Here is a 21386-nt window from a genome sequence, read left to right on the forward strand (position 1 = left end):
GGATAAGCTTATGTTCACCTTATTGTTCCGTAAAATGCGAAACACCAAATGGATGGTGCTTTGCCTGCTGATAGGCTTTGTTATGGCGTCTGCCATGATGAGCACTATCCCTATTTATATGAACGCTTCTCTGCAAAGAATGCTTGTAAAGGATCTTGAGTCGTTCCAGACAGAATATGAGATCTATCCAGGTGCGTATAATACCAGCTATGGATTGAAAATGGATATCTCAGGCAGTGAGCAGCAGAAAGCTGTTGAGAATTATAATAACAAAGTGGAGGCTAAGTTCAAGGAGCTTGGTCTGCCTGAAAAGCTTGATAAGAAGTATATAAGTGACGAGTATCTCTATGTGCGTTCACTTGCCGTTTCAGATGGCAATTCGCAGGCAAGGTTCACTCTCGGCGGTATGACGGATATCTCCGACCATATCAGCATAAAGCAGGGCAGAATGTTCACTGCAGGCAAGCGTTCAGACGGCGTTTACGAGTGCGTTGCCACAGAAAAAGCCATGAAAAGCACAGAGCTTGCTATAAACACAGTATATGAGATAGCCGACGTGTTTGATGATAACAATTCAATAAAAATAGAAATCGTGGGCGTTTTTGACGTTAAGGACGAAAATGACGCATATTGGGCAGAGGGTCTTGATTCTCAGTATACAGCCGTTGTCTTTACAGATTATGACACAATGCTCGGGGATTGCGTTGATACTGGCGTTGTGAATATCACAAAGGCTGTCCATAACTATGCGGTGGATTATGCTTCCATGAATATGACTGACCTTGCAAGCACAAACGAAATGATAGCAAAGCAAAAGACCTATTTTGGTGAAAATTCCATAGGCTTTTCGATGCCTGCCTCAGATATCCTCAAGGACTATGAGAGCCGTTCATCACAGCTCCAGCTTGTTTTGTGGCTTTTGCAGATACCTGTCATACTTATGATAATATTCTATCTCTTTATGGTGTCGCAGCTCAACGTTGAGCAGGAGCGTAATGAGATAGCGGTGTTCAAAAGCCGTGGAGCAAGCCGCTTGCAGATAATGGGCATTTATGCTCTGGAATCTCTCGTACTGGGCGTTCTGACCGTTATAATAGGACCATTCGCAGGTCTTGGACTTTGCAAGGTACTTGGTGCGTCAAACGGATTCTTGGAGTTTGTCAACAGGCGTTCGCTCCCTGTTCATATGACAATAGAAGCTGTCGTCTATGCGGCAATAGCCGTGGCAGTGTTCTTTGTCACAACTATGATACCGATCGTTCCTGCCACAAAAACAACTATTGTTGAGCATAAGCAGTCAAAAGCCAAAAAGAAAAAGCACGCTCTGTGGGAAAAGGTCTGCCTTGATTTTATCCTTGTGGGCGGTTCAGTTGGCTGGCTTTATTATTACAACAAAACTCAGGAAAAGCTTGTTGCAGAGGGTGTAACAGATACCACCGCAACAGTAAACCCTATAATGTTCGTGGCTTCCACTGCCTTTATACTTGGCCTTGGTCTGTTTCTTATAAGGATCTATCCTTATATAATAAGGCTTCTCGCAAGAATAGGCAGAAGAGTGTGGTCGCCTGCACAGTATGTTTCACTGACTAATATCGGTCGCTCCTCAACGGGCAGGGAAAGATTTTTGATGCTGTTCCTTGTTCTTACTGTATCATTGGGCGTGTTCTTTGCAAATACCGCAAGAGCCTTGAACAGAAATGCCGAGGAAAGCGTTGCCTATGGGGTTGGCTGCGACGCTGTTCTTACAGAGCAGTGGTATAGCAGTAAAATAGAATCTGCACAGCAGACCACTCCTCAAAGCGCATCTCAGGCAGCTCAAACAGGCACAAAGCAGACTTCCGAAGAAAGCGACGAAGAAGATACAGAAACTACCATACAGTATGTAGAGCCTGTTTTTGAGCGATTTGAAAAGCTCGCAGGAGTGGAAAATGTCACAAAGGTTTTAAGAAAAGACGACGTGACCATATCTTCAAACAAAATGAACGTTCCAAGACAGCAGACAAAGTCTGACGATGAGGAAAAGACCCGTGACGATTTCCTTGACCAAAGCGTTGACACAAGCTCAGGCAAAAGCTCAACAAGCAATGTCCAGCTTATGACCATAGTGCCAAGCGATTTCTCAAAGGTCTGCAAATTTGAGGACAGACTTCTGCCGGTTCAGTTAAATAACTACCTGAACGCCCTCGCAGAGTACACCCCGGGAGTTATCCTCTCTTCAAGCTTCAAGAGCTATGGTCTGGAGCTTGGTGATACTGTAGAGTGTAAGTGGGGCGGAAACGAGCCCTTTGAAGTGACCGTCCTTGCCTTTGTTGACTACTGGCCGGGACTAAGCCCTTATAAAGAGGCGAAAAACGGCGGTTATATGGACTTTGCCGTTATGAACTACGATTATGTGAACGTTCAGACAAGCATGGAGCCTTATGAGGTATGGTTCAAGCTCAAAGACGGAGCTTCTGTTCAGGAGTTTTATGACTCAATAGACAAAGCAGGCATTAAACCCCTCACCCTTGAATCTGCAAGCCAGAAGACCATAGAAAAGAAAAACGACCCTATGCTCCAGGGCATGAACGGCGCTCTCACTCTCGGCTTTATCATCATCATGGTGATGTGCATAATAGGTTTCCTTATCTATTGGATACTCTCCATAAAGAGCAGGACTTTGCAGTTTGGTATCCTAAGAGCAATGGGAATGAAGTTCAGAGAGATAATAATGATGATAGTCTATGAACAGCTTTTGGTGTCAGGCGTTGCAATATTCGCCGCTATCTTTATCGGTGGCGTAACAAGCGACCTTTTCGTACCGCTGTTCCAGAGCATCTTCGACGCAAGTCAGTCAGTGCCGCCGTTTGCAGTGATACCTGAACGCAGCGACTATCTGAAGCTTTATGCAGTTATAGGAGTAATGCTGCTCACAGCCTTTGTGGTGCTTGGCAGACTTATAAAGAAGATAAAGATAAGTCAGGCGTTGAAGCTTGGTGAGGATTGATAGGAGGAAATTTTATGACAGCTTATGAAAAGCTTACAAAATGTTATGAGTGCGTAAAAAGTAAAATAGACTTTGAGCCAAAGGTAGCCCTTGTGCTTGGCTCAGGTCTTGGCGATTATGCAAATTCCATAGACGTGAAATACACCCTCAGCTATAAGGATATAGAGGGCTTCCCGACCTCTACCGTAGAGGGTCATAAGGGTCAGTTCGTTTTCGGATATGTTGGCAAAGTGCCTGTTGTTATAATGCAGGGCAGAGTGCATTATTATGAGGGCTATGCAATGGAGGACGTTGTGCTGCCTGCAAGACTTATGAGAATGTTGGGCGCAAAGGTGCTTTTCCTTACAAACGCATCAGGCGGAGTGAACGCAGGCTTCAAGGCAGGCGACTTCATGCTTATAACAGACCATATCTCAAGCTTTGTTCCTAATCCTCTTATCGGCAAGAACATCGACGAGCTTGGAACAAGATTTCCTGATATGAGCGAGATATATAACAAAAAGCTCAGGGATATAATCTCAGGTGCAGCAGAAGATCTTGACATAACCCTCCGCCATGGCGTTTATCTCCAGCTCACCGGACCGTCTTTCGAGTCCCCTGCGGAAATAAGAATGGCAAGAACTATCGGTGCTGACGCAGTGGGAATGTCAACAGCCTGCGAGGCTATCGCCGCAAATCATGCAGGCATGAAAGTCTGCGGAATATCCTGCGTTGCAAACCTTGCAGCAGGCATGACGGATAATCCTCTCACTCATGCTGAAGTTCAGGAATGTGCAGACAAGGCTGCTCCCCTTTTCAAAAAGCTTATCACTGAAAGCATCATAAGAATAGGTAAACAGCTTTAAGGTTTTGTAACAGCTTTTTCAAAATAATATGTAACAAATGTGCGAAAAGGGCTGATGATGTGTACTTTTTTGCTAAACTTTGTGAAAAACTATTGACAAATCAAACACTATAGTTTAATATATTATTATGAAGTAAGTATCTTCAAAAAATATATCAAGAATATGGAGAGATAATCATATGGCAAAATTTTGTGGACAGTGCGGAGCTCAGCTTAATGACAATGCGACTTTCTGCACTCAGTGCGGTGCAACAGTAGCACCTCAGCAGCCTGCACAGCAGACCGCTTCACCAATGGCAAATCTTCAGCAGGCAGCCAAGAATATCGACATGAACGCTATAAAGGACGCTGTTTCTGTTGAAAACATCAAAAATCTGAAAAACAAGCCTAATAAGCTCACTATCGCAGTTCTGGCAGTTCTGCTCGTGCTTGTTATTCTGGTAGTTGTTATCCTTTGCATGATATTCGGCGGCGGAAGCTGGAAAACTCCTATCAATAACGTTATGGACGTTCTCAATGACGGTGACGGTAAGGCTTTTGAAGAGCTTATGCCTCCTTATTATAAGGATATGGCAGACGCACTGGACGGTATCGTTGACATAAGCGATGAGGATTATGACGAAGAGGCTGAAAATCAGAGAGACAGACTTACAAAGAAATACGGCGATGACGCTGAGATAAGCTATGAGGTAGTTAAAAAGACTGAGGTAGACTCAGACGATATCGACAGCTACAACGATATGTCAGATCTTGCCTCTGTGCTTAGTGCTAAAAAGGCTAAAAAGTATGAGCTTAAAAAGGCTTATAAGGTAAAGATCAAGTATACTATCGAAGGCGAAGACGCTGATAAGACCGACAAGACAACTGTTATTGTTGGCAAGATGGACGGCACATGGGTACTTCTCGACGAGGGCGACCTTCCAATAAGCACAGGTTTCTAAGATATATAAACGATCAGTAACGGGCGGAGAATTTTCCGCCCGTTTTTGAAAATGCGGTGTTTGCACAATGAAAAAAATATCAGTTCTGTGTATGCTTTTGTGTGTGGCAATGCTCTTTTGCTCCTGCGGAAAGGAAGAAAGAGCTGTCCTGGGATATGAACAGCCCGTGGCGACACTTGTCACAGCGGCGCAGTATAGCGATACGCAGTCATATCTTTCCTGCTTTACCCCAGAAGCGGAGGCGGAGTATAAAAACAGCGACAGCTATAACGAAGCCCTTGCGGAAACGCTTCTCACAAGGGGCGAGGAAAAAACGGAGCTTTCTTATAAGCTCAGCAATAAAAAAGAGCTTGACAGCGACGGCTTGAAAAACCTTGAAAAAAGCTATAAGGAAAGCTATCACAAAAATGTGACTATCAAAAAAGCTGTTACAATGACAGCAAAGCTCACAGAGACTACTGACAGCGGCGAGCTGTCTGCCAGCCGTGAGATAACAGTGGTCAAAATAGAAAACAACTGGTATATTTTCGGAAAAGTTATCGAAAAATTTGATCTCAGCCAAAAGGGCTGAGGGGATCAATAATAATATGAAAAGAGGGTATTAATATGGAAAATTGTCCAAAATGCGGTCTGCCTGTTGCCGACGGTGCAAAGTTCTGCGCTGCCTGCGGAACAAGAATGCCGCAGAAGCTTATAAAGAGCAAGGTCTGCTCAGTGTGTGGAAATACACTTAATGCGGGGGCTAAGTTCTGCAACGTCTGCGGAACAGCTGTGCCGCAGAACGAAACGCCTGCCGACGAGCCTGTAGTGGACGAGAGAAATCCTGAAATGGAGTCTATCGAAGTGCCTGAGCTGCATTTTGACGATACTCCTGTGCAAAATCAGACTATTCCGCCAACAACTCCTGATATGCCGACTATGGACAGCGTTTATCTGCCAGGGCAAGAGCCTGCAAAGCCTGTTCAGCCTGCACAGCCGACAGCCGAGGAAGTTGCAATGGCTTCAAGAACTGTGGAAATACCTCAGACGCCAACAGTTGCGGAAACACCGAACGTTGCCCCACAGCCTCAGCAGCCTGAGAGAGTTCTTACACCAGAGGGCTATCAGCAGCCTGCTCAGCCTGTGAACAATGCAATGCCACATATGAATCAGGGTGGACAGCCTATCCAGCCAAATCAGATGAATCAAATGAACGGCGTTACACCTGGAAAGGGTGCAGGCGCACTTGTGCCGATAATACTTATCATTCTTATACTTGCTGTTATCTGCGTTGACGTTTTCTGGCTTTTCAGAGATCAGATATTCGGCAAAAAGGACGAAAGCTCAAATGGCTGTGCAGTGGTAACTCTCACGGACGAAACTGACTATCCTGCAAACGAAGCATTTTTCTTTGAAGAATAGAATATAATGTAAAAAGGGACGTTTCAAAGCGTCCCTTTTTTGTGTCAACACAGTGTTTGCGTAAAAGATAAAGGCGACCCAAGGCCGCCCCTACATTTAATCTTTCATGCTCTCTATAATCTCGTTAGCCTTTTTGTAGATCACAGCAGGTTCTTCGCCTATCCTGAACTCGCCGTCCTCGTAAAGCACCTTTCCTGCGCACATCGTGAGCTTTACGTTCTGCTTTGAGCCGCTGTAAACAAGGTTTTTGCCTATGTTGTTGAGAGGCTGCATATTAGGCTGAAAAAGGTCGATAACGATAAGGTCAGCCTGCTTGCCCTCTGCAATAATGTCGCAGTCAGAAAGCCCCATTGCCCTTGCAGAGCCTACAGTTGCCGCTTTCAGCACCGAGTCAGCAGGGCAGGCAGAAGCATCATCGCAAGCTATCTTCTGCAATCCTGTCATAAGGAACATTTCTCTGAACATATCAAGACAGTTGTTGCTTGCAGGACCGTCAGTACCTATAGCAATGTTTATGCCCATATCCTGCATTTTTACGATAGGCGCAATGCCGCTCGCAAGCTTTACGTTAGAGCCTGCACAGTGAACAGCCCATACGCCCTTGTTTTTGAATATCTCAAGATCCTTGTCGCTCATGTGAACGCAGTGGAAACCTGCACCGCCAAAGTCGAAAATTCCAAAGCTGTCAAAAAGCTCAGTTGGCGTCATGCCGTATTTCTCTATGCACTCTCTGACTTCTTTTGCAGTTTCCGAGTTGTGCATTGCAACAGGCGCTTTGTATTTTGCCGCAAGCTTGCCAACGCCCTCCATAAGCTCCTTTTCGCAGGTGTATTCTGCATGGAAGCCAAGCATAAAGCTTATAAGAGGGTCTTTGCCGTTGTATTTCAGATAGTTGTTTTCAAGCCTTTCAAGATTAGATTTGTCACCGCTCACCGCACCGCAAAGCACAGAGCGGAAGCCGCTTTCTATACAGGCTTTTACATAATCGTCAAGCTCAAAGTACATATCAAATGTCGCCGTACAGCCTGTTGTGAGATATTCAAGTATAGCAAGCTTCGTGAGCCAGTAAACTTTCTCTCCGTCAAGCTTTGCTTCCATTGGAAAGATCTGCTTAAAAAGCCAGTCCTGCAAAGGCATATCGTCAGCATATGAACGCAGAAAAGTCATTGCCGAGTGAGTGTGCGCATTTTTGAATGACGGCATAAGGAGATTTCCCTTGAGGTCATATTCACGTTCAAAAACCTTTCCGTCAAGCTCCTCAGCCTTAGGCTTGCCAACGAAAACTATCTTTGAACCTTCCGTCCAGACCTCTATATCCTGCGTTTCTATGCCGTTGGCAAGGGTCATTACCCTGCCGCCGAAAAATCTTATCATGGCTCTTTATCCTCCCTTACTCTATTTCAAGAACAGCCGTCTGCTCTCCATGGCGTGAGATAACTCTCGGCACTCTTGCAGATATTCCGCAAACTATCTCGTAGCCTATCGTTCCTGTCATTTTGCCGATATCGTCGGCGGTTATCTTTTCATTTCCCTGTGCGCCTATGAGAACAGCCTCGTCCCCTGCCTTTACGTCCTCTACCTCAGTTACATCACACATGAACTGATCCATACAAATCCTGCCTGTGATAGGGCATTTCTTTCCGTTGATAAGCACATATCCCTTGTTTGAAAGCGCCCTTGGATAGCCGTCTGCATAGCCTGCCGTAACAGTTGCGAGCTTTATTTTGCCATTTGCAGTGTAAGTCCTGCCGTAGCTTACGTCAGTGCCATTGTCTATGTATTTTACCTGCGCAACAGCCGCCTTAAATTCCATAGCAGGCTTTGGCTCAAAAGGCAGAGCCTTTGCAGGGTCAGGATAAAGTCCGTAAAGTATTATTCCAAGCCTTGCAAGAGAGCTTCTCTCATTATAATAGTATACTCCGCCGGCTGAGTTGAGAAAATGCACTTTTTCAAGGTGAAGCCCCTCTGCTTCGCACTTGTCAGCAACGGCAAGTATCTTCTCCGTCTGTGCCTTTGTGTATTTCTCGTCCTGCTCTCTCAGGCTGTCGGCCACCGCATAGTGGGTGAAAATGCCCTCCAGCACAATGTTTTCAAGCTTTGATATCTCTTTAAGCTCACCGTATATCTTGTCGGTTTCCCCATGAAGACCTATCCTCGTCATGCCCGTGTCGATAGCGGCATGTATGCGTACCTTGCCGTCAGCGTTTTCTGAAAGTGCTTTAGCATATGAAAGTTCTGTGCAAGCCTGAATGATGTCAAGCCTTGTGAGCCACTTAGCATTTTCAGGAGGTGTGTAGCCCAAAATGAGTATCTCGCCTTTTATGCCCATATCCCTGAGCCTGTGGGCTTCGTGTATGTTCGATACCGCAAACCAGCGAATGTCCATTTCGTTTTCAAGAAACGGAACTACCCCGTTGTCAAAATGTCCGTAGCAGCTCGCCTTTACAACGCACATTATCTCTGTTTTTTCCCCTATGAGCCTGCGGTATTCTTTCAGATTGTATTCAATGCTGTCAAGATCTACCTCAGCCCATGCTCTCTTCAAAAAATCCATTTTATTTTTCTTCCCTTTCGGTTTTATAATTGTGCCTTTGCACAAAATATTTGTCATTTTCTATTGAAAAAGATAAATCAATGTGTTATAATGTTCTTATCATGGGCATTGTGTCGCCAAATCTTTCAGGAGGCTTTGATGTGAGTAATATCGTCCCCGCAGAAGAATTTTTCTGCAATCGAGATACCTCTTGCTGCTTTACAGGTCATAGGGACAGGGATCTGCCTTTCGGCGGCGATGTCCATAAGCAGGGTATGAAAAATCTCCTGAGTATGCTCGTCCTTATGATAAAGGAAGCATATAGCGAAGGCTGCCGTACTTTTATATCAGGTATGTCAAAAGGTATCGACCTGCGCTGTGCTGAGATAGTCCACAGCCTTTCGGCTCAGCCCGAATATAAGGATATGAAGCTCGTGTGCGTTCTGCCCTATGCAGGCCAGCGTACAGAGATGAAAACACCCTTGGACAGCTATACATATTCGCTTATTCTGAACTCTTGCAGTGCGGTCGTGATAACAAGCCCCAAGTATGAAAACGGCTGTTATAAAAAGCGAAACAGCTTTATGGTGGAACATTCCTCTCGTCTGATCGGGGTCATAAAAGAGAAAGCCAAAGGCTCAGGCACTTTGCAGACCATAAACATGGCAAAGCGTGCAGGCCTTACGATGAACATCATATGCCTTGACGATAATCCTGTTTTTTATATCGACTCAGACTCAGACAGCCGTCCTATTTAGTTTACACCTAAATTGCAAATTGTTCAATAGTTTTCGAGAATTTTTCCGAAAAAGTTTATATATGAAAATATGGCGGACAGTATGCCTGCCTGTATATATTTGAAAGTAAGGAGATCAATAACATGGCTCAGACGAAAGCTCACAAGAAAAAAAGAAGATCTCAGGCTCCTATCGCTCTGGTCTACTTCATAACGATGATAATATTCCTCTTTGTTATCGGCATGCTTGCACTGTATGCCCTCAGAGAGTTTGGTGTTATCGGCAATGATGACAGCGACAGCGACGCAGGCATAAAAAGCCCGGTTTATAATACCCTTTTTGCAAGAGTGAACAGCAAGGGCGTTCTTGCAGACGCAACAGTCATAAGAGTTGCACCGGACGCAAAGAAGATAATCATAATGCCTGTTTCAGCGTTCACAGTGAGCGGAAGCCAGACAATGCGTGAGATACACGAAGAGGGCGGCATGGTGAAGCTTGAAGCAGCCGTTGCGGACACTTTCGGTATCACTATAGACAATTACGTTTCTCTCACAAATGACGCATTCGAGAATGCGGCGGATATTGTGGGCGGAATTACATATACTCCTGATGAGGAACTTTACTATCTCTCTCAGGATAATGACGAGAACGATATCGCTATCCCAAGCGGCGATCTGACTAACCTCAGCGGTCATCAGATAAGACTTATCTGTCAGTATCCTGTTTTCAAAGAGGGCAGGAACGGTAATATGAAGTTTCTTGGAACTGCGGTGACAATGCTTATAAACAACGCTTTCCAGCAGACGAATATCACTAAGGATAATCTTGATAACTTCTATAATATATTCACCGCAAACAGCGATACCGATTGGACAAGTGCACAGTATAAGGAAGAAAAGTCATATCTCAAGGATATGCTGGATCAGAACCTTACTCCTGCAGAAGCTCTTGTGCCAGAGGGCGAGTGGACGGACGATTCTCACTTTAAGGTGTCTGATAAGTTCAAGGAGAGCGTTCAGACAATGCTCAAAGATACTGCACCGTCAGCAGCGGAGAAGTAAAAACGTAAAGGCTGAAATTTTAACAGGGGGCGATATAACGTGAAACTTCTGGTCATAATCCTTAATAAAACAGACGTGCTTGACTATTTGCTGGAGGGACTTTCAGCAGCAGGCATAAAGGGTGCGACTATAATCGAGTCGTCAGGTATGGCAATGACCCTTTCAAGACTTGACAGCAGCTTTCTCAGCGCCTCTATCCGAGGACTTTTCAGCGGTGAAGAGGATAACAGAACTATCCTGTCGGTAATAAAAAATAATCAGCTCGATACCGCACGAAAGATAGTTTATAATACTGTGGGCGATCTATCTCAGCCCAATACGGGAATAATGTTCACCGTTCCGCTGGATTTCGTCGAGGGAACAGTGAAGAAACCCGTGGATAAAGAAAAAGCAAAACCTAAGGATATCCCTGAGGAGAATGAAAAGAACGTCAGTTGACGAAATGTTTACAGACTATTAACATAATATTTAATTCTTTTCATTAAAAACTTTTGAATGTCCTTGCAAAAAACTGTTTTGTGTGGTATAATAATCACAATAGGCTTTTAATGAAAGACTGGAACTTGACTTCCGGTCTTTTGGTTTTGTATGGGGCTTTTTTTCATGGCAAAGCCTGATGGCTTTGCTTTGGGAAGCATTAACGGAGGTGCTGTATGGAAGTAAAGAAAACTACGGTAGAAAAAGTAAGAGAGCTTGCACAGCCTATCGCAGACGAGCTTGGCTTTTTCCTTTGGGACGTAAGGTTTGAAAAGGAGGGAGCAACGTGGTACCTCAGGGTGCTTATCGACAAGGACGGCGGCATAGATATGGACGATTGCGAGGCTTTCACAAGACCGATGAACAAGGTGCTTGACGAGGCAGACCCTATAGCTCAGAGCTATGTGCTGGAGTGCGGAAGTCCCGGACTTGGCAGAGAGCTTAGAAGGCCCGAGCATTTTGAGGTCTGCATAGGCGACGTTATAAGAGTAAGGCTCATAAGACCTGACGAAAACGGTGAAAAAGAGTTCGTTGTGGGTCTTGTGGGATATGACAAGGATAAGATACTTTGTCAGAAGCTGGACGAGGATATGAACGGCGTGGAGAATGTAGAGTTTAAGCTTGCAGATTGTGCTTATGTAAAGCTCAATGATGACGCAGACCTGTTCTGAATGAAGAAATTTAATAAATATGGGCAAAGCCCGAATCAAGTGTGAAAGGATTGATCAGAAAATGAATAAGGAAATGACCAGCAAATTTTTTGAAGCTCTGACAGATTTGGAAAAGGAAAATAATATTGGCAGCGATATACTTATTGAGAAAATAAAATCAGGTATTGAAAAGGCTATCAAGAAGGATTATCCTTACTGCGAGAATATCAGAGTGGATATCGACCCTGTTACAGGAAAGCTCGATATAAGGATACTCAAGGAAGTTATGGACGTTATGTATGTTGACGACCCTGACAACGAGATCTTCCTTGACGAAGCAAAGGTCTATGACCCTAACATCAAGGTGGGCGATATGGTGGAGATACCTCTCGACCCTGCAAAGTTCGGCAGAGTTGCCGCTCAGAATGCAAAGCAGTCTATCAAGCACGATATCAAGGATTTTGAAAGAGCAAGACTTATCGAGCAGTATCACGATAAGGAGCATGAGTGCGTTTCTGCCACAGTCCAGAAGGTCGAGCCTGCTACTCAGAACGCTATACTTACTATCGACAAGAACGAAGTTTATCTTGTAAGAAACGAGCAGATACCAGGCGAAACACTCAAGGCAGGAGATATCATCAAGGTATATGTTGTGGGTATCGCAAATCCTGACAGAAAGCCTTCTATCAAGATATCAAGAACTCACAGAGAGCTTGTTAAAAGACTTTTTGAGCTTGAAGTTCCTGAGATAGCAGACGGTACTGTTGAAGTAAAGGCTATTTCAAGAGTTGCAGGCGCAAGAAGCAAGATAGCAGTTTATTCAAAGGACCCTAACGTTGACGCCGTAGGCGCTTGTATCGGTCCTAGAAAGTCAAGAATAACTTCTGTTGTGAACGAGCTTAAGGGCGAGAAGATAGACGTTATCAATTGGTGCGAAGACCCTGCACAGTTTATCGCAAAGGCTCTTGCTCCGGCTGAGGTAATAAACGTTGTTCTCAGCGAAGAGGAGGGCGTAAGAGAGTGCCGTGTTACTGTTCCTGACAACCAGCTCTCGCTTGCTATCGGTAATAAGGGTCAGAACGCAAAGCTTGCCGCTGGTCTGACAGGCTATAAAATAGATATCGTATCCGAAAGCTCTGCAAAGGCTGAGGCTGCTGATGATGAAAACTAAGAAGATACCAATGAGAATGTGTCTTGGGTGCGGTGAAATGAAACCCAAGAGAGAGCTTATCAGAGTGGTGAAGTCAAAAGAGGGGGATATCTCCCTTGACCTCACAGGCAAAAAATCAGGCAGAGGCGCTTATATATGCAAAAGCGTCGAATGCTTTGAAAAAGCAAGAAAAGCAAGAAAGTTTGAAAGAAGCTTTTCTTGCATGATAAGCGAGGATATATATAACAGCATGGAGGGCGAGCTTAGGGAAAATGAATAATAAAATAGGGCTTGTTACAATGTGCAGAAAAGCAGGAAAGCTTGTAATGGGTATGGATATGGTGAAGGACGCCTGCAATACAGGCAAAGCCTGCGCAGTGTTTGCGGCAACGGATTTTTCACCTAAATCTCTTAAAGAGATAAAGTTCAACTGCTACAAAAACGGGATAAAGCTTTACAGCCTTGGCATGACAATGGACGATATCCATTTTGGCCTTGGCAAAAGAACAGGCGTTATCGCTATTTGCGAGGGAGGCTTCGCAAAGGCTTGCGCCAAAGGGCTTGAGGAGATCCCTATAGACGAAAATGAGTTTTATAGCATTTAGCATTTATTGAGGAGGTATTTTACAGCCTATGAGTATGAAAACAACTAAATATAAGCTTAGCGATATGGCTAAGGATCTGAAAGTTACAAATAACGACCTTATCGAGTGTCTTGGCAAACTCGGCGGAGAGCCAAAGAAAACACAGTCAGTGCTTACCCCTGAGGAGATCTCTTATGTTCTGGAGTATTATACACAGAACAATCAGGTGGACAGCTTCGATGCTTTCTATGCAAATAACGTAAAGCCTGTCAAGGAAGAAAAGAAGGCAGATAAGAAGCCTGTAAAGGCTGAGAAAAAGGAGAAAAAGGCTGAAAAGAAGCCTGAGCCTAAGCCTGCTCCAAAGGCGGAAGCAAAGCCTGAGCCTAAGGCAGAGCCAAAGGTGGAAAAGAAGCCAGAGGTCAAGGTCGAAACAAAACAGCCTGCACCTGAACAGAAGAAAAAGCAGCCAGCTCCACAGAAGCCAGCAAAGAAGAAAGAGCATGGCGTTCGTCAGCAGCTTGGCGGTTTTTCTGATAAGAAAGAAGCTTCAGGTGGATATACTATCTCTGAGGATAACGATTCGTTCGGCACACAGAGAACTATCGACACAAGAGGAAGCTATATAGAGCTTGATAAGTATAACGAGAAGTATGATAACCTTGCAAACTCAAAGCAGAACAAGAGCAAGGATAACTTCACAAAGAAGCAGAAGCTCACTCAGAAATCTCAGCAGAGAAAGAAACAGCAGTTCTCACATAAGAAGGAAACTGAGAGCGAAAAGCTCCGCAGACTGGAGCTTGAAAGAGCTAGAAAGCAGCAGCTCAAGGTCATGATACCTGACGAGATCGTTGTTTCAGAGCTTGCAAGCAGACTTAAAGTAACAGCTACCGAGGTCATCAAAAAGCTTATGGGTCTTGGCGTAATGGCTTCTATCAATGAGGTGGTCGACTTTGATATCGCTGCACTTGTTGCAGAAGAGCTTGGGGCAAAGGTTGAAAAGGAAGTACACGTTACAATAGAAGAAAGACTTATCGAAACTGACGAAGATCCAGAGGAGAGCCTGCAGGAAAGATGCCCTGTCGTTGTCGTTATGGGTCACGTTGACCATGGTAAGACATCTATCCTCGACAGAATAAGAAACGCTCACGTTACTGACACTGAGGCAGGCGGTATCACACAGCATATCGGTGCATATCAGGTGGAGTATCAAGGCAAGAAGATAACGTTCCTGGATACTCCGGGTCATGAAGCTTTCACAGCCATGAGAGCAAGAGGTGCGAACGTTACAGATATCGCTATCCTCGTTGTTGCCGCTGATGACGGTATCATGCCGCAGACTATCGAGTCTATCAACCACGCAAAGGCAGCGGGCGTTTCAATAATCGTTGCTATCAATAAAATGGATAAAGAAGGTGCAGACCCTGACAGAGTTAAGCAGCAGCTTACTGAGCAGTCCCTCGTTGTCGAGGAATGGGGCGGCGATGTTATCGCAGTTCCTGTTTCCGCAAAGACCGGTATGGGTATCGATGAGCTTCTTGAAAACATTCTCCTCGTTGCAGAGGTCAAGGAGCTTAAAGCTAACCCTGACAGACTTGCAAGAGGTACTGTTGTCGAGGCCAGACTTGATAAGGGTAAAGGCCCTGTTGCTACACTCCTCGTTCAGAACGGTACTTTGAAGTCAGGCGACGTTATAATCGCAGGCACTTCTGTCGGACGTATAAGAACGATGACAAACGATAAGGGCAGAAGCATTAAGGAAGCCGGCCCGTCAACACCTGTTGAGATAACAGGTCTGGGCGAAGTTCCAAGTGCAGGCGACGTTTTCAACGCAGTTGCAGACGAAAAGCTTGCAAGAGAGCTTGTTGAGCAGAGAAAGCAAGAAGCTAAGGAAGAACTGTTCCAGCAGCATCAGAAGGTAACTCTCGACAACCTGTTCAGCCAGATAGCTGAGGGAGAAATGAAAGAGCTTCCTATCATCGTCAAGGCTGACGTTCAAGGCTCAGTTGAAGCCGTTAAGCAGTCACTTGAAAAGCTTTCAAATGACGAGGTCAGAGTTAAGGTCATCCACGGCGGCGTAGGCGCTGTATCTGAAAGCGACGTTATGCTCGCAAACGCTTCAAACGCTATCATCGTTGGATTTAACGTTCGTCCTAACCCAGTTGCAAAGCAGAATGCAGAGCAGAGCGGCGTTGATATCAGACTTTACAGAATAATCTATGATGCAATAGAAGAAATAACAGACGCTATGAAGGGTATGCTCGCTCCTAAGTACAGAGAGGTGGAAACAGCTCGTATCGAGGTAAGACAGGTCTACAAGATATCCAATGTTGGTACTGTAGCCGGTTCTTATGTTCTTGACGGTAAGGTGGGCAGAAATAACGAGATAAGAGTCGTAAGAGACGGTATCGTTATCGCTGAGGATAAGATGTCAAGCCTTAAGAGATTTAAGGACGATGCCAAGGAAGTTGCCGCAGGCTTTGAGTGCGGTATCACTCTTGAAAAGTTCACCGATATCAAGGAGGGTGACATTTTCGAGGCGTTCTATATGGAAGAATACAGAGATTGATAATGATGCTTACGGGACGGACAGCCGCCCCGTAAGAGCATATTTAAGCAGGAGATAAAGATATTATGGCAGGTTACAGAGCAGGACGTATGTCCGAAGATATAAGAAGAATAATATCGGGCAAAATGAGAGACCTTAAAGACCCAAGGATACACGGAGGAGATATGCTCACTATCGTCCGCTGCGACGTGGCAGGCGACGGCTCATTCTGTAAAGTGTATGTTTCAAGCTTTGAGGGCTATGAAAAGGCAAAGGAAGCCGTTAAGGGCTTTGAGTCGGCAACAGGATTTCTCAAAAGAGAGATATCAAACGTGCTGAAGCTGAAAAAATGCCCTGAGCTTAAATTTATCGCAGATAATTCTATCGAGCATTCAGCAAAGATAAACAAGCTTCTTAAAGAAGTTCTGCCCGAAGAAGAAAAAGAAGAGAAAGACGGCGAAGAACAATAGAGGAGAAAGGATATTATGACATTTCAGGATATTCTTAAAATATTTGAAGAAAATGACAATTTTCTTATTTTAACTCATAAAAGTCCCGACGGCGATACGCTTGGTTCAGGCTTTGCCCTGTGCGCTTTTCTGAGAGATATGGGGAAAAAGGCTGACGTTGTAAATTCCGACAGCTTTCCCGAAAGATATGATCTTATCTATGAGAGCTATTACCCTCAGGAATTTGATGTGAAGTACGTTATCGCAGTGGATATCGCAGACACAAATCTTCTTGGCAGCAACCTTTCAAAGTATGCCGAGGAGGGTGCGATCGACCTTTGCATCGACCACCACATCTCAAACAAGTATTTTGCAAAGCAGTCATATGTAGAAGCAGACGCTTCTGCCGCAGCACTTATAATGTATAAGATATTCAAAGCTTCAGGCAGAAAGATATCACGTCAGATAGCGAGATGCCTTTATACAGGCATTGCAACGGATACAGGCTGCTTCAAGTATGAAAACACAACTCCGCAGGCTCATATCGCCTGTGCAGAGCTTATGTCATATGGCATAGATTTTGCTTATATCAACAGAAAAATGTTTGATGTAAAAAGCAAGGGCAGACTTATGGTGGAGCAGTCCGTTACAGCGAATATGGAGTATTACTGCGGTGGCAAATGCTCTATGATAGTGCTTACAAAAGAGCTAATGGAGAAAAGCGGCGTTGACGCTGCCGAGTTCGAGGGACTTGCTTCTATACCATTGTCCGTTGAGGGCGTGAAAATAGGCATAACAGTTAAGCAAAGACACGAGAACGTCTTTAAAATATCAGTAAGAAGCGACGATGAGATAGACGCTTCTGCATTCTGCCGTGAGTTTGGCGGCGGAGGACACATAAGAGCCGCAGGCTGTGAGATAACAGGAAGCCTTGAAGAAGTAAAGGCTAAGCTTCTCAAGCAAGCGGAAAAGGTCTTGGGCTGATGAGCTTGGATAACAGAAAGGATAATATCTGCGGCATTTTGCCTGTAAAAAAGCCCGAGGGCTGGACTTCTTTTGACGTTATCGCAAAGCTCAGAGGCGTTCTAAGGATAAAAAGATTGGGTCATTCAGGGACCCTTGACCCTATGGCAACAGGCGTTCTGCCTGTTTTCGTGGGCAGAGCCACAAAAGCCTGCGATATTATTCCCGACAGACGAAAGGTCTATACCGCAGGCTTTCAGCTTGGGGTAAGCACCGATACCTTAGACAGCACAGGAAAGACGTTAAAAACAAGCGACAAGGCAGTTACCAGAGCCGACCTTGAATGTGCAAAAAGCAGTTTTGTAGGCGATATTATGCAGGTGCCGCCTATGTATTCTGCAATAAAAGTGAACGGCAAAAAGCTCTATGAGCTTGCAAGAGCAGGCAAAGAAATAGAGCGTGAGCCGAGAGCTGTCCATATCGACAGCATTGATATAATAGAATATGACGAAGCTTCACGCAGGGGCGTAATGAAAGTTGATTGCGAAAAAGGTACTTATATACGCTCCGTTATCAGCGACATAGGTGAAAAGCTTGGCTGCGGCGGAATGATGACTTCTCTTGAGCGTTCCTATTCAGGTGGCGTCGATATAAAGGATTGCTATACCATAGAGGAGATAGCCGAAATTTGTGAGCAGGATAAGCTGCCACAAATGCTTATCCCACTTGACAGAGCCTTTGAAAGCTACGAAAAAACTACCCTTGGACAGTGGGAAACAAAGCTTTATAGAAACGGAGTAAAGCTCAGACCTGAGCAGACAGGGATAAAAGATCTGTCAGAGGACAAGCTCTACCGTGTCTACGGCAGTGATAACAGCTTCCTCGGTATCGGCGCTTTTCATGAGGGCAGCTTCAGAAGCTTCAAAAATTTCTGATAATTTGTTTTATTCGGAGGGATATTTTGACGGATATAACAAACAGCGGGTTTATCCCCAAAAAAAGGACAGTTTGCGCTCTTGGACTTTTTGACGGAGTCCACAGAGGACATCAGCTCATAATAACAACGGCTGTGAAAAAGGCTCAGAGCCTTGACGGACATTCGGCAGTTTTCTGTTTCAAGACCGACACAGTGACCTCAAAAGGTCATGACGGCAGGATAGAAATGCTTATGAGCGACGAGGAAAAGCATAAAAAAATGGCAGAGCTTGGGGTCGAAGTGCTTTTCTCACCTGATTTTGCAGAGTTCAAAGGAATGTCACCGGAGGATTTTGTGAAAAAGGTGCTGAAAGAAAGGCTCAATTGCAGCGGTGCAGTGTGCGGAAACGATTTTACATTCGGCAAAGGCGCACAGGGCAAGGCTGTTGACCTTAAAAGGCTCGGTGAAAAATATGATATAGATGTGGAAATAGTAAGTCCACTGCTCATGGGCGGCGAGGTCATAAGTTCCACTGAGATAAGACGATGCGTCCGTGAGGGCGAGATAGCCAAAGCAAATGAAATGCTGGGTTATCATTTTGGATTCTGCCTTGAAGTGGAACACGGCTTTCAACGTGGCAGAACATGGGATTTCCCCACAATAAATCAGCAGATACCAAAGGGCAGGGTAATGCCGAAATTCGGCGTTTATTGCTCCGCTGTTGAAATAGACGGAAATAAGTATGCAGGCGTGACAAATATAGGCGTAAAGCCTACCGTCCATGTTGAAACAGCTCCCCTTGCAGAAACCTTCATCATGGATTATCATGGGGATCTTTACGGCAGAAAGCTAAAACTTGAACTGCATGAATTTCTCCGCCCCGAAAAAATGTTTGACAGCTTTGACAGCCTCCGTGAGGAGATAGCAAAAAACAAAGAGCAGGCGGTCAGATACTTTGAGGAAAATAAAATATGACAAGTGAAGATTTGCCAAGACGAAAGAAAATACGTCTTGAGGGTTATGATTATTCTGCGAACGGCTTGTATTTTGTGACGATATGTGTTACTGAAAAATACCAAGTCCTGTGGGAGAATGTAGGGGCGAACAGTGTTCGCCCGCTGACTGCAAATGAAATTCTGCACCCAAAACTTTCTGTTACAGGAAAACTTGTAAAGAGAAAACTCACAGAGATATCTGGGCACTATCCCGATGTTTTTGTAGAGATGTCTTGTATCATGCCTGACCATGTGCATATTATAATCAAAATTGAAAAACAGCCGAAAAACGGGCGAACACTGTTCGCCCCTACAAGTGAAACACCGACACTTTCAAGGGTCATAAAACATTTCAAGGAGGCTGTCACAAAAGAACTAGGTTATTCCATATGGCAAAAATCTTTTTATGATACGATAATCAAAAACAGAAAGCAACACGCAGAAATAAGGCAGTATATTGCAAATAATCCTGCGAAATATGTAAAAAATGCATTTGATGAGCAGGATATGAAATAAGACTCTAATTTTGAAAGGAAGATATAAATGAACAAGGTAAGAACAAGATTTGCACCTTCACCAACAGGTTATATGCACATAGGTAACCTGAGAACAGCACTCTTTACCTATCTTATTGCAAAGCAGAACGGAGGAGACTTTATTCTCCGTATCGAGGATACAGACCAGGAGCGTTATGTTGACGGTGCTGTTGAGGTCATCTATAAGACACTTAAAGACGTTGGTCTTAATTGGGACGAAGGCCCTGATATCGGCGGACCTGTAGGCCCTTATATCCAGTCACAGAGAATGGGTATGTTCAAGAAATATGCCGAGGAGCTTGTTGAAAAGGGTGAAGCTTATTATTGCTTCTGCGACAAGGAAAGACTTGAGGAAGTAAGAGCCATTCAGGAAGCAAGCGGTATCGCTCCAATGTATGACAGACATTGCCGTAACCTCTCACCTGAAGAGATAAAGGAAAAGCTTGACGCAGGTGTTCCTTATGTTATCAGACAGAAAATACCTACAGAGGGCGAAGTTACTTTCCATGACGAGCTTTACGGCGATATCACTGTTGACTGCTCTACCCTCGACGACCAGATACTTATAAAGACAGACGGTATGCCTACCTATAACTTTGCAAACGTCGTTGACGACCACCTTATGGGTATCACCCACGTTGTAAGAGGTAACGAGTACCTTGCTTCTGCACCTAAGTATAACCTGCTCTATAAGGCTTTCGGCTGGGAGATACCAACCTATATCCATGTTGAGCATATCATGAAAGATAAACAGCATAAGCTCTCAAAGAGAGACGGTGACGCTTCCTATGAGGATCTTATGAAAAAGGGCTATCTTAAAGAAGCCGTTATAAACTATATCGCTCTGCTTGGCTGGGCGCCAAAGGGCGAGAACGAGATATTCTCACTTGAAGAGCTTGTTAAGGAATTCGATATCCACGGACTTTCTAAGTCCCCTGCTATCTTTGACCCTGCTAAGCTTAAAGCTATCAACGGCAAGTATATAAAGGCTATGACTCCTGAGAAGTTCGCTGAGTATGCTATACCTTATATCAAGCAGTCCGTTCATAGAGAGGACGTTGACCTTAACGAGATCGCAAAGCTCTTGCAGGCAAGAACAGAGCTTTTCACAGAGATACCTGAAATGGTAGACTTTATCGACGCTCTCCCTGAGTATGATATAGCTCTCTATACACATAAGAAGATGAAAACGAACCCTGAAAATTCTCTTGAATCTCTCAAAGAAGTTCTCCCTGTTCTCGAGGGCGTTGAGGATTGGACAGAGGAAAATATCCATGATGCACTCTTTGACCTTATCGGCAAGCTTGGCGTAAAGAACGGCATCGTTCTGTGGCCTCTTAGAGTTGCAGTTTCAGGTAAGGCGTTCACTCCGGGCGGCGGTGTTGAGATATCATATCTCATCGGCAAGGAGGATACTCTTGCAAGAATAAGAAAGGGCATTGAGAAGCTGTCATAATAAAAACTACGAAAATGTTGAATATGTGTAGGGGCGAAATAATTTCCAAACAAGTGGGATGTCGGATCTCTGCAAAGCAGAAATTGCACCGCTCCCCTACAAATTACATAGATACATCGCTTTTAAACAGATAAATAATTCAACAGCGGAGCATTTTGAGTA

General features: G+C 44.6%; 21 protein-coding genes. 19 read left to right on the top strand and 2 right to left on the bottom strand.

Going from position 1 to position 21386, the window contains the following annotated elements:
* The first annotated feature begins 10 nt into the window (after nucleotides 1-10).
* The 5 genes from AB5123_RS02595 (at nucleotide 11) to AB5123_RS02615 (ending at nucleotide 6172) form a co-directional block, all read left to right on the top strand.
* Complete coding sequence (locus AB5123_RS02595) at nucleotides 11-2986, top strand: ABC transporter permease (RefSeq protein WP_278339739.1); 2976 nt, start codon at nucleotides 11-13, stop codon at nucleotides 2984-2986.
* 14 nt (nucleotides 2987-3000) lie between these two features.
* Nucleotides 3001-3831 (top strand): purine-nucleoside phosphorylase, encoded by an 831-nt coding sequence (locus AB5123_RS02600; protein ID WP_287214798.1) that lies wholly within the window; start codon nucleotides 3001-3003, stop codon nucleotides 3829-3831.
* A 178-nt stretch (nucleotides 3832-4009) separates the two neighbouring features.
* Nucleotides 4010-4771 carry a zinc ribbon domain-containing protein gene (locus AB5123_RS02605; RefSeq protein ID WP_302838944.1) on the top strand — a complete coding sequence of 254 codons (762 nt, stop codon included), beginning with the start codon at nucleotides 4010-4012 and terminating at the stop codon, nucleotides 4769-4771.
* Between the two features lie 67 nt (nucleotides 4772-4838).
* Complete coding sequence (locus AB5123_RS02610) at nucleotides 4839-5342, top strand: hypothetical protein (protein WP_117957340.1); 504 nt, start codon at nucleotides 4839-4841, stop codon at nucleotides 5340-5342.
* A gap of 35 nt (nucleotides 5343-5377) precedes the next feature.
* Nucleotides 5378-6172, top strand: coding sequence for a zinc-ribbon domain-containing protein (locus AB5123_RS02615; protein ID WP_337812071.1), 795 nt, complete (start codon nucleotides 5378-5380; stop codon nucleotides 6170-6172).
* 96 nt (nucleotides 6173-6268) lie between these two features.
* Here the strand turns inward: AB5123_RS02615 and AB5123_RS02620 are convergent, their stop codons facing one another.
* Together AB5123_RS02620 and alr are read right to left on the bottom strand one after the other, a co-directional pair.
* Nucleotides 6269-7546 carry an amidohydrolase gene (locus AB5123_RS02620; RefSeq protein WP_337812070.1) on the bottom strand — a complete coding sequence of 426 codons (1278 nt, stop codon included), beginning with the start codon at nucleotides 7544-7546 and terminating at the stop codon, nucleotides 6269-6271.
* A gap of 16 nt (nucleotides 7547-7562) precedes the next feature.
* Nucleotides 7563-8726, bottom strand: coding sequence for an alanine racemase (alr, locus tag AB5123_RS02625; protein WP_337812069.1), 1164 nt, complete (start codon nucleotides 8724-8726; stop codon nucleotides 7563-7565).
* 80 nt (nucleotides 8727-8806) lie between these two features.
* On the opposite strand from alr, the gene AB5123_RS02630 reads away from it, so the two are divergent.
* From AB5123_RS02630 to gltX, 14 genes are all read left to right on the top strand, one after another.
* Nucleotides 8807-9463 carry an SLOG family protein gene (locus AB5123_RS02630; RefSeq protein WP_287238513.1) on the top strand — a complete coding sequence of 219 codons (657 nt, stop codon included), beginning with the start codon at nucleotides 8807-8809 and terminating at the stop codon, nucleotides 9461-9463.
* 122 nt (nucleotides 9464-9585) lie between these two features.
* On the top strand, nucleotides 9586-10503 hold the full coding sequence (locus AB5123_RS02635) for an LCP family protein (protein WP_022287251.1): 918 nt from the start codon (nucleotides 9586-9588) through the stop codon (nucleotides 10501-10503).
* A gap of 39 nt (nucleotides 10504-10542) precedes the next feature.
* Nucleotides 10543-10941 carry a hypothetical protein gene (locus AB5123_RS02640; protein ID WP_022287252.1) on the top strand — a complete coding sequence of 133 codons (399 nt, stop codon included), beginning with the start codon at nucleotides 10543-10545 and terminating at the stop codon, nucleotides 10939-10941.
* Nucleotides 10942-11156: 215 nt separating this feature from the next.
* Nucleotides 11157-11651 (top strand): ribosome maturation factor RimP, encoded by a 495-nt coding sequence (rimP, locus tag AB5123_RS02645; RefSeq protein ID WP_022287253.1) that lies wholly within the window; start codon nucleotides 11157-11159, stop codon nucleotides 11649-11651.
* Nucleotides 11652-11712: 61 nt separating this feature from the next.
* The gene (gene nusA, locus AB5123_RS02650) at nucleotides 11713-12801 is read left to right on the top strand and encodes a transcription termination factor NusA (protein WP_022287254.1); all 1089 of its coding nucleotides are present in this window, start codon (nucleotides 11713-11715) and stop codon (nucleotides 12799-12801) included.
* Entirely contained in the window at nucleotides 12791-13060 is a 270-nt protein-coding gene (locus AB5123_RS02655; protein WP_038672821.1) for an RNase P modulator RnpM, read from the top strand. Before nusA ends, AB5123_RS02655 begins: the two co-directional genes overlap by 11 nt.
* The gene (locus AB5123_RS02660) at nucleotides 13053-13385 is read left to right on the top strand and encodes a 50S ribosomal protein L7 (RefSeq protein WP_038670206.1); all 333 of its coding nucleotides are present in this window, start codon (nucleotides 13053-13055) and stop codon (nucleotides 13383-13385) included. Before AB5123_RS02655 ends, AB5123_RS02660 begins: the two co-directional genes overlap by 8 nt.
* Before the next feature lie 28 nt (nucleotides 13386-13413).
* Nucleotides 13414-15930, top strand: coding sequence for a translation initiation factor IF-2 (infB, locus tag AB5123_RS02665; protein ID WP_368364499.1), 2517 nt, complete (start codon nucleotides 13414-13416; stop codon nucleotides 15928-15930).
* A gap of 65 nt (nucleotides 15931-15995) precedes the next feature.
* Nucleotides 15996-16379 (top strand): 30S ribosome-binding factor RbfA, encoded by a 384-nt coding sequence (gene rbfA / locus AB5123_RS02670; RefSeq protein WP_117856888.1) that lies wholly within the window; start codon nucleotides 15996-15998, stop codon nucleotides 16377-16379.
* Between the two features lie 15 nt (nucleotides 16380-16394).
* Nucleotides 16395-17342, top strand: coding sequence for a bifunctional oligoribonuclease/PAP phosphatase NrnA (locus AB5123_RS02675; protein WP_337399115.1), 948 nt, complete (start codon nucleotides 16395-16397; stop codon nucleotides 17340-17342).
* Between the two features lie 5 nt (nucleotides 17343-17347).
* Nucleotides 17348-18256: a tRNA pseudouridine(55) synthase TruB gene (gene truB / locus AB5123_RS02680; protein ID WP_337812067.1), complete on the top strand. Its 909-nt coding sequence runs from the start codon at nucleotides 17348-17350 to the stop codon at nucleotides 18254-18256.
* Between the two features lie 26 nt (nucleotides 18257-18282).
* The gene (ribF, locus tag AB5123_RS02685; protein WP_195246955.1) at nucleotides 18283-19212 is read left to right on the top strand and encodes a riboflavin biosynthesis protein RibF; all 930 of its coding nucleotides are present in this window, start codon (nucleotides 18283-18285) and stop codon (nucleotides 19210-19212) included.
* Nucleotides 19209-19748 carry a transposase gene (locus AB5123_RS02690; protein WP_278634825.1) on the top strand — a complete coding sequence of 180 codons (540 nt, stop codon included), beginning with the start codon at nucleotides 19209-19211 and terminating at the stop codon, nucleotides 19746-19748. The genes ribF and AB5123_RS02690 overlap by 4 nt, the downstream gene beginning before the upstream one ends.
* Nucleotides 19749-19775: 27 nt before the next feature.
* The gene (gene gltX / locus AB5123_RS02695; RefSeq protein WP_022287263.1) at nucleotides 19776-21224 is read left to right on the top strand and encodes a glutamate--tRNA ligase; all 1449 of its coding nucleotides are present in this window, start codon (nucleotides 19776-19778) and stop codon (nucleotides 21222-21224) included.
* Nucleotides 21225-21386: the final 162 nt, after the last annotated feature.

Source organism: Ruminococcus sp. RTP21204st1_B2_RTP21204_210225, from assembly GCF_040914135.1.
Lineage (GTDB): Bacteria > Bacillota > Clostridia > Oscillospirales > Ruminococcaceae > Hominimerdicola > Hominimerdicola aceti.

What these genes read in the sequence shown, in the direction of transcription:
- AB5123_RS02595 (WP_278339739.1), top strand. Translation starts at nt 11, where the DNA reads ATGTTCACCTTATTGTTCCGTAAAATGCGAAACACCAAATGGATGGTG.
- AB5123_RS02600 (WP_287214798.1), top strand. Translation starts at nt 3,001, where the DNA reads ATGACAGCTTATGAAAAGCTTACAAAATGTTATGAGTGCGTAAAAAGT.
- AB5123_RS02605 (WP_302838944.1), top strand. Translation starts at nt 4,010, where the DNA reads ATGGCAAAATTTTGTGGACAGTGCGGAGCTCAGCTTAATGACAATGCG.
- AB5123_RS02610 (WP_117957340.1), top strand. Translation starts at nt 4,839, where the DNA reads ATGAAAAAAATATCAGTTCTGTGTATGCTTTTGTGTGTGGCAATGCTC.
- AB5123_RS02615 (WP_337812071.1), top strand. Translation starts at nt 5,378, where the DNA reads ATGGAAAATTGTCCAAAATGCGGTCTGCCTGTTGCCGACGGTGCAAAG.
- AB5123_RS02620 (WP_337812070.1), bottom strand. Translation starts at nt 7,546, where the DNA reads ATGATAAGATTTTTCGGCGGCAGGGTAATGACCCTTGCCAACGGCATA.
- alr (WP_337812069.1), bottom strand. Translation starts at nt 8,726, where the DNA reads ATGGATTTTTTGAAGAGAGCATGGGCTGAGGTAGATCTTGACAGCATT.
- AB5123_RS02630 (WP_287238513.1), top strand. Translation starts at nt 8,807, where the DNA reads ATGTGTTATAATGTTCTTATCATGGGCATTGTGTCGCCAAATCTTTCA.
- AB5123_RS02635 (WP_022287251.1), top strand. Translation starts at nt 9,586, where the DNA reads ATGGCTCAGACGAAAGCTCACAAGAAAAAAAGAAGATCTCAGGCTCCT.
- rimP (WP_022287253.1), top strand. Translation starts at nt 11,157, where the DNA reads ATGGAAGTAAAGAAAACTACGGTAGAAAAAGTAAGAGAGCTTGCACAG.
- nusA (WP_022287254.1), top strand. Translation starts at nt 11,713, where the DNA reads ATGAATAAGGAAATGACCAGCAAATTTTTTGAAGCTCTGACAGATTTG.
- AB5123_RS02655 (WP_038672821.1), top strand. Translation starts at nt 12,791, where the DNA reads ATGAAAACTAAGAAGATACCAATGAGAATGTGTCTTGGGTGCGGTGAA.
- AB5123_RS02660 (WP_038670206.1), top strand. Translation starts at nt 13,053, where the DNA reads ATGAATAATAAAATAGGGCTTGTTACAATGTGCAGAAAAGCAGGAAAG.
- infB (WP_368364499.1), top strand. Translation starts at nt 13,414, where the DNA reads ATGAGTATGAAAACAACTAAATATAAGCTTAGCGATATGGCTAAGGAT.
- rbfA (WP_117856888.1), top strand. Translation starts at nt 15,996, where the DNA reads ATGGCAGGTTACAGAGCAGGACGTATGTCCGAAGATATAAGAAGAATA.
- AB5123_RS02675 (WP_337399115.1), top strand. Translation starts at nt 16,395, where the DNA reads ATGACATTTCAGGATATTCTTAAAATATTTGAAGAAAATGACAATTTT.
- AB5123_RS02690 (WP_278634825.1), top strand. Translation starts at nt 19,209, where the DNA reads ATGACAAGTGAAGATTTGCCAAGACGAAAGAAAATACGTCTTGAGGGT.
- gltX (WP_022287263.1), top strand. Translation starts at nt 19,776, where the DNA reads ATGAACAAGGTAAGAACAAGATTTGCACCTTCACCAACAGGTTATATG.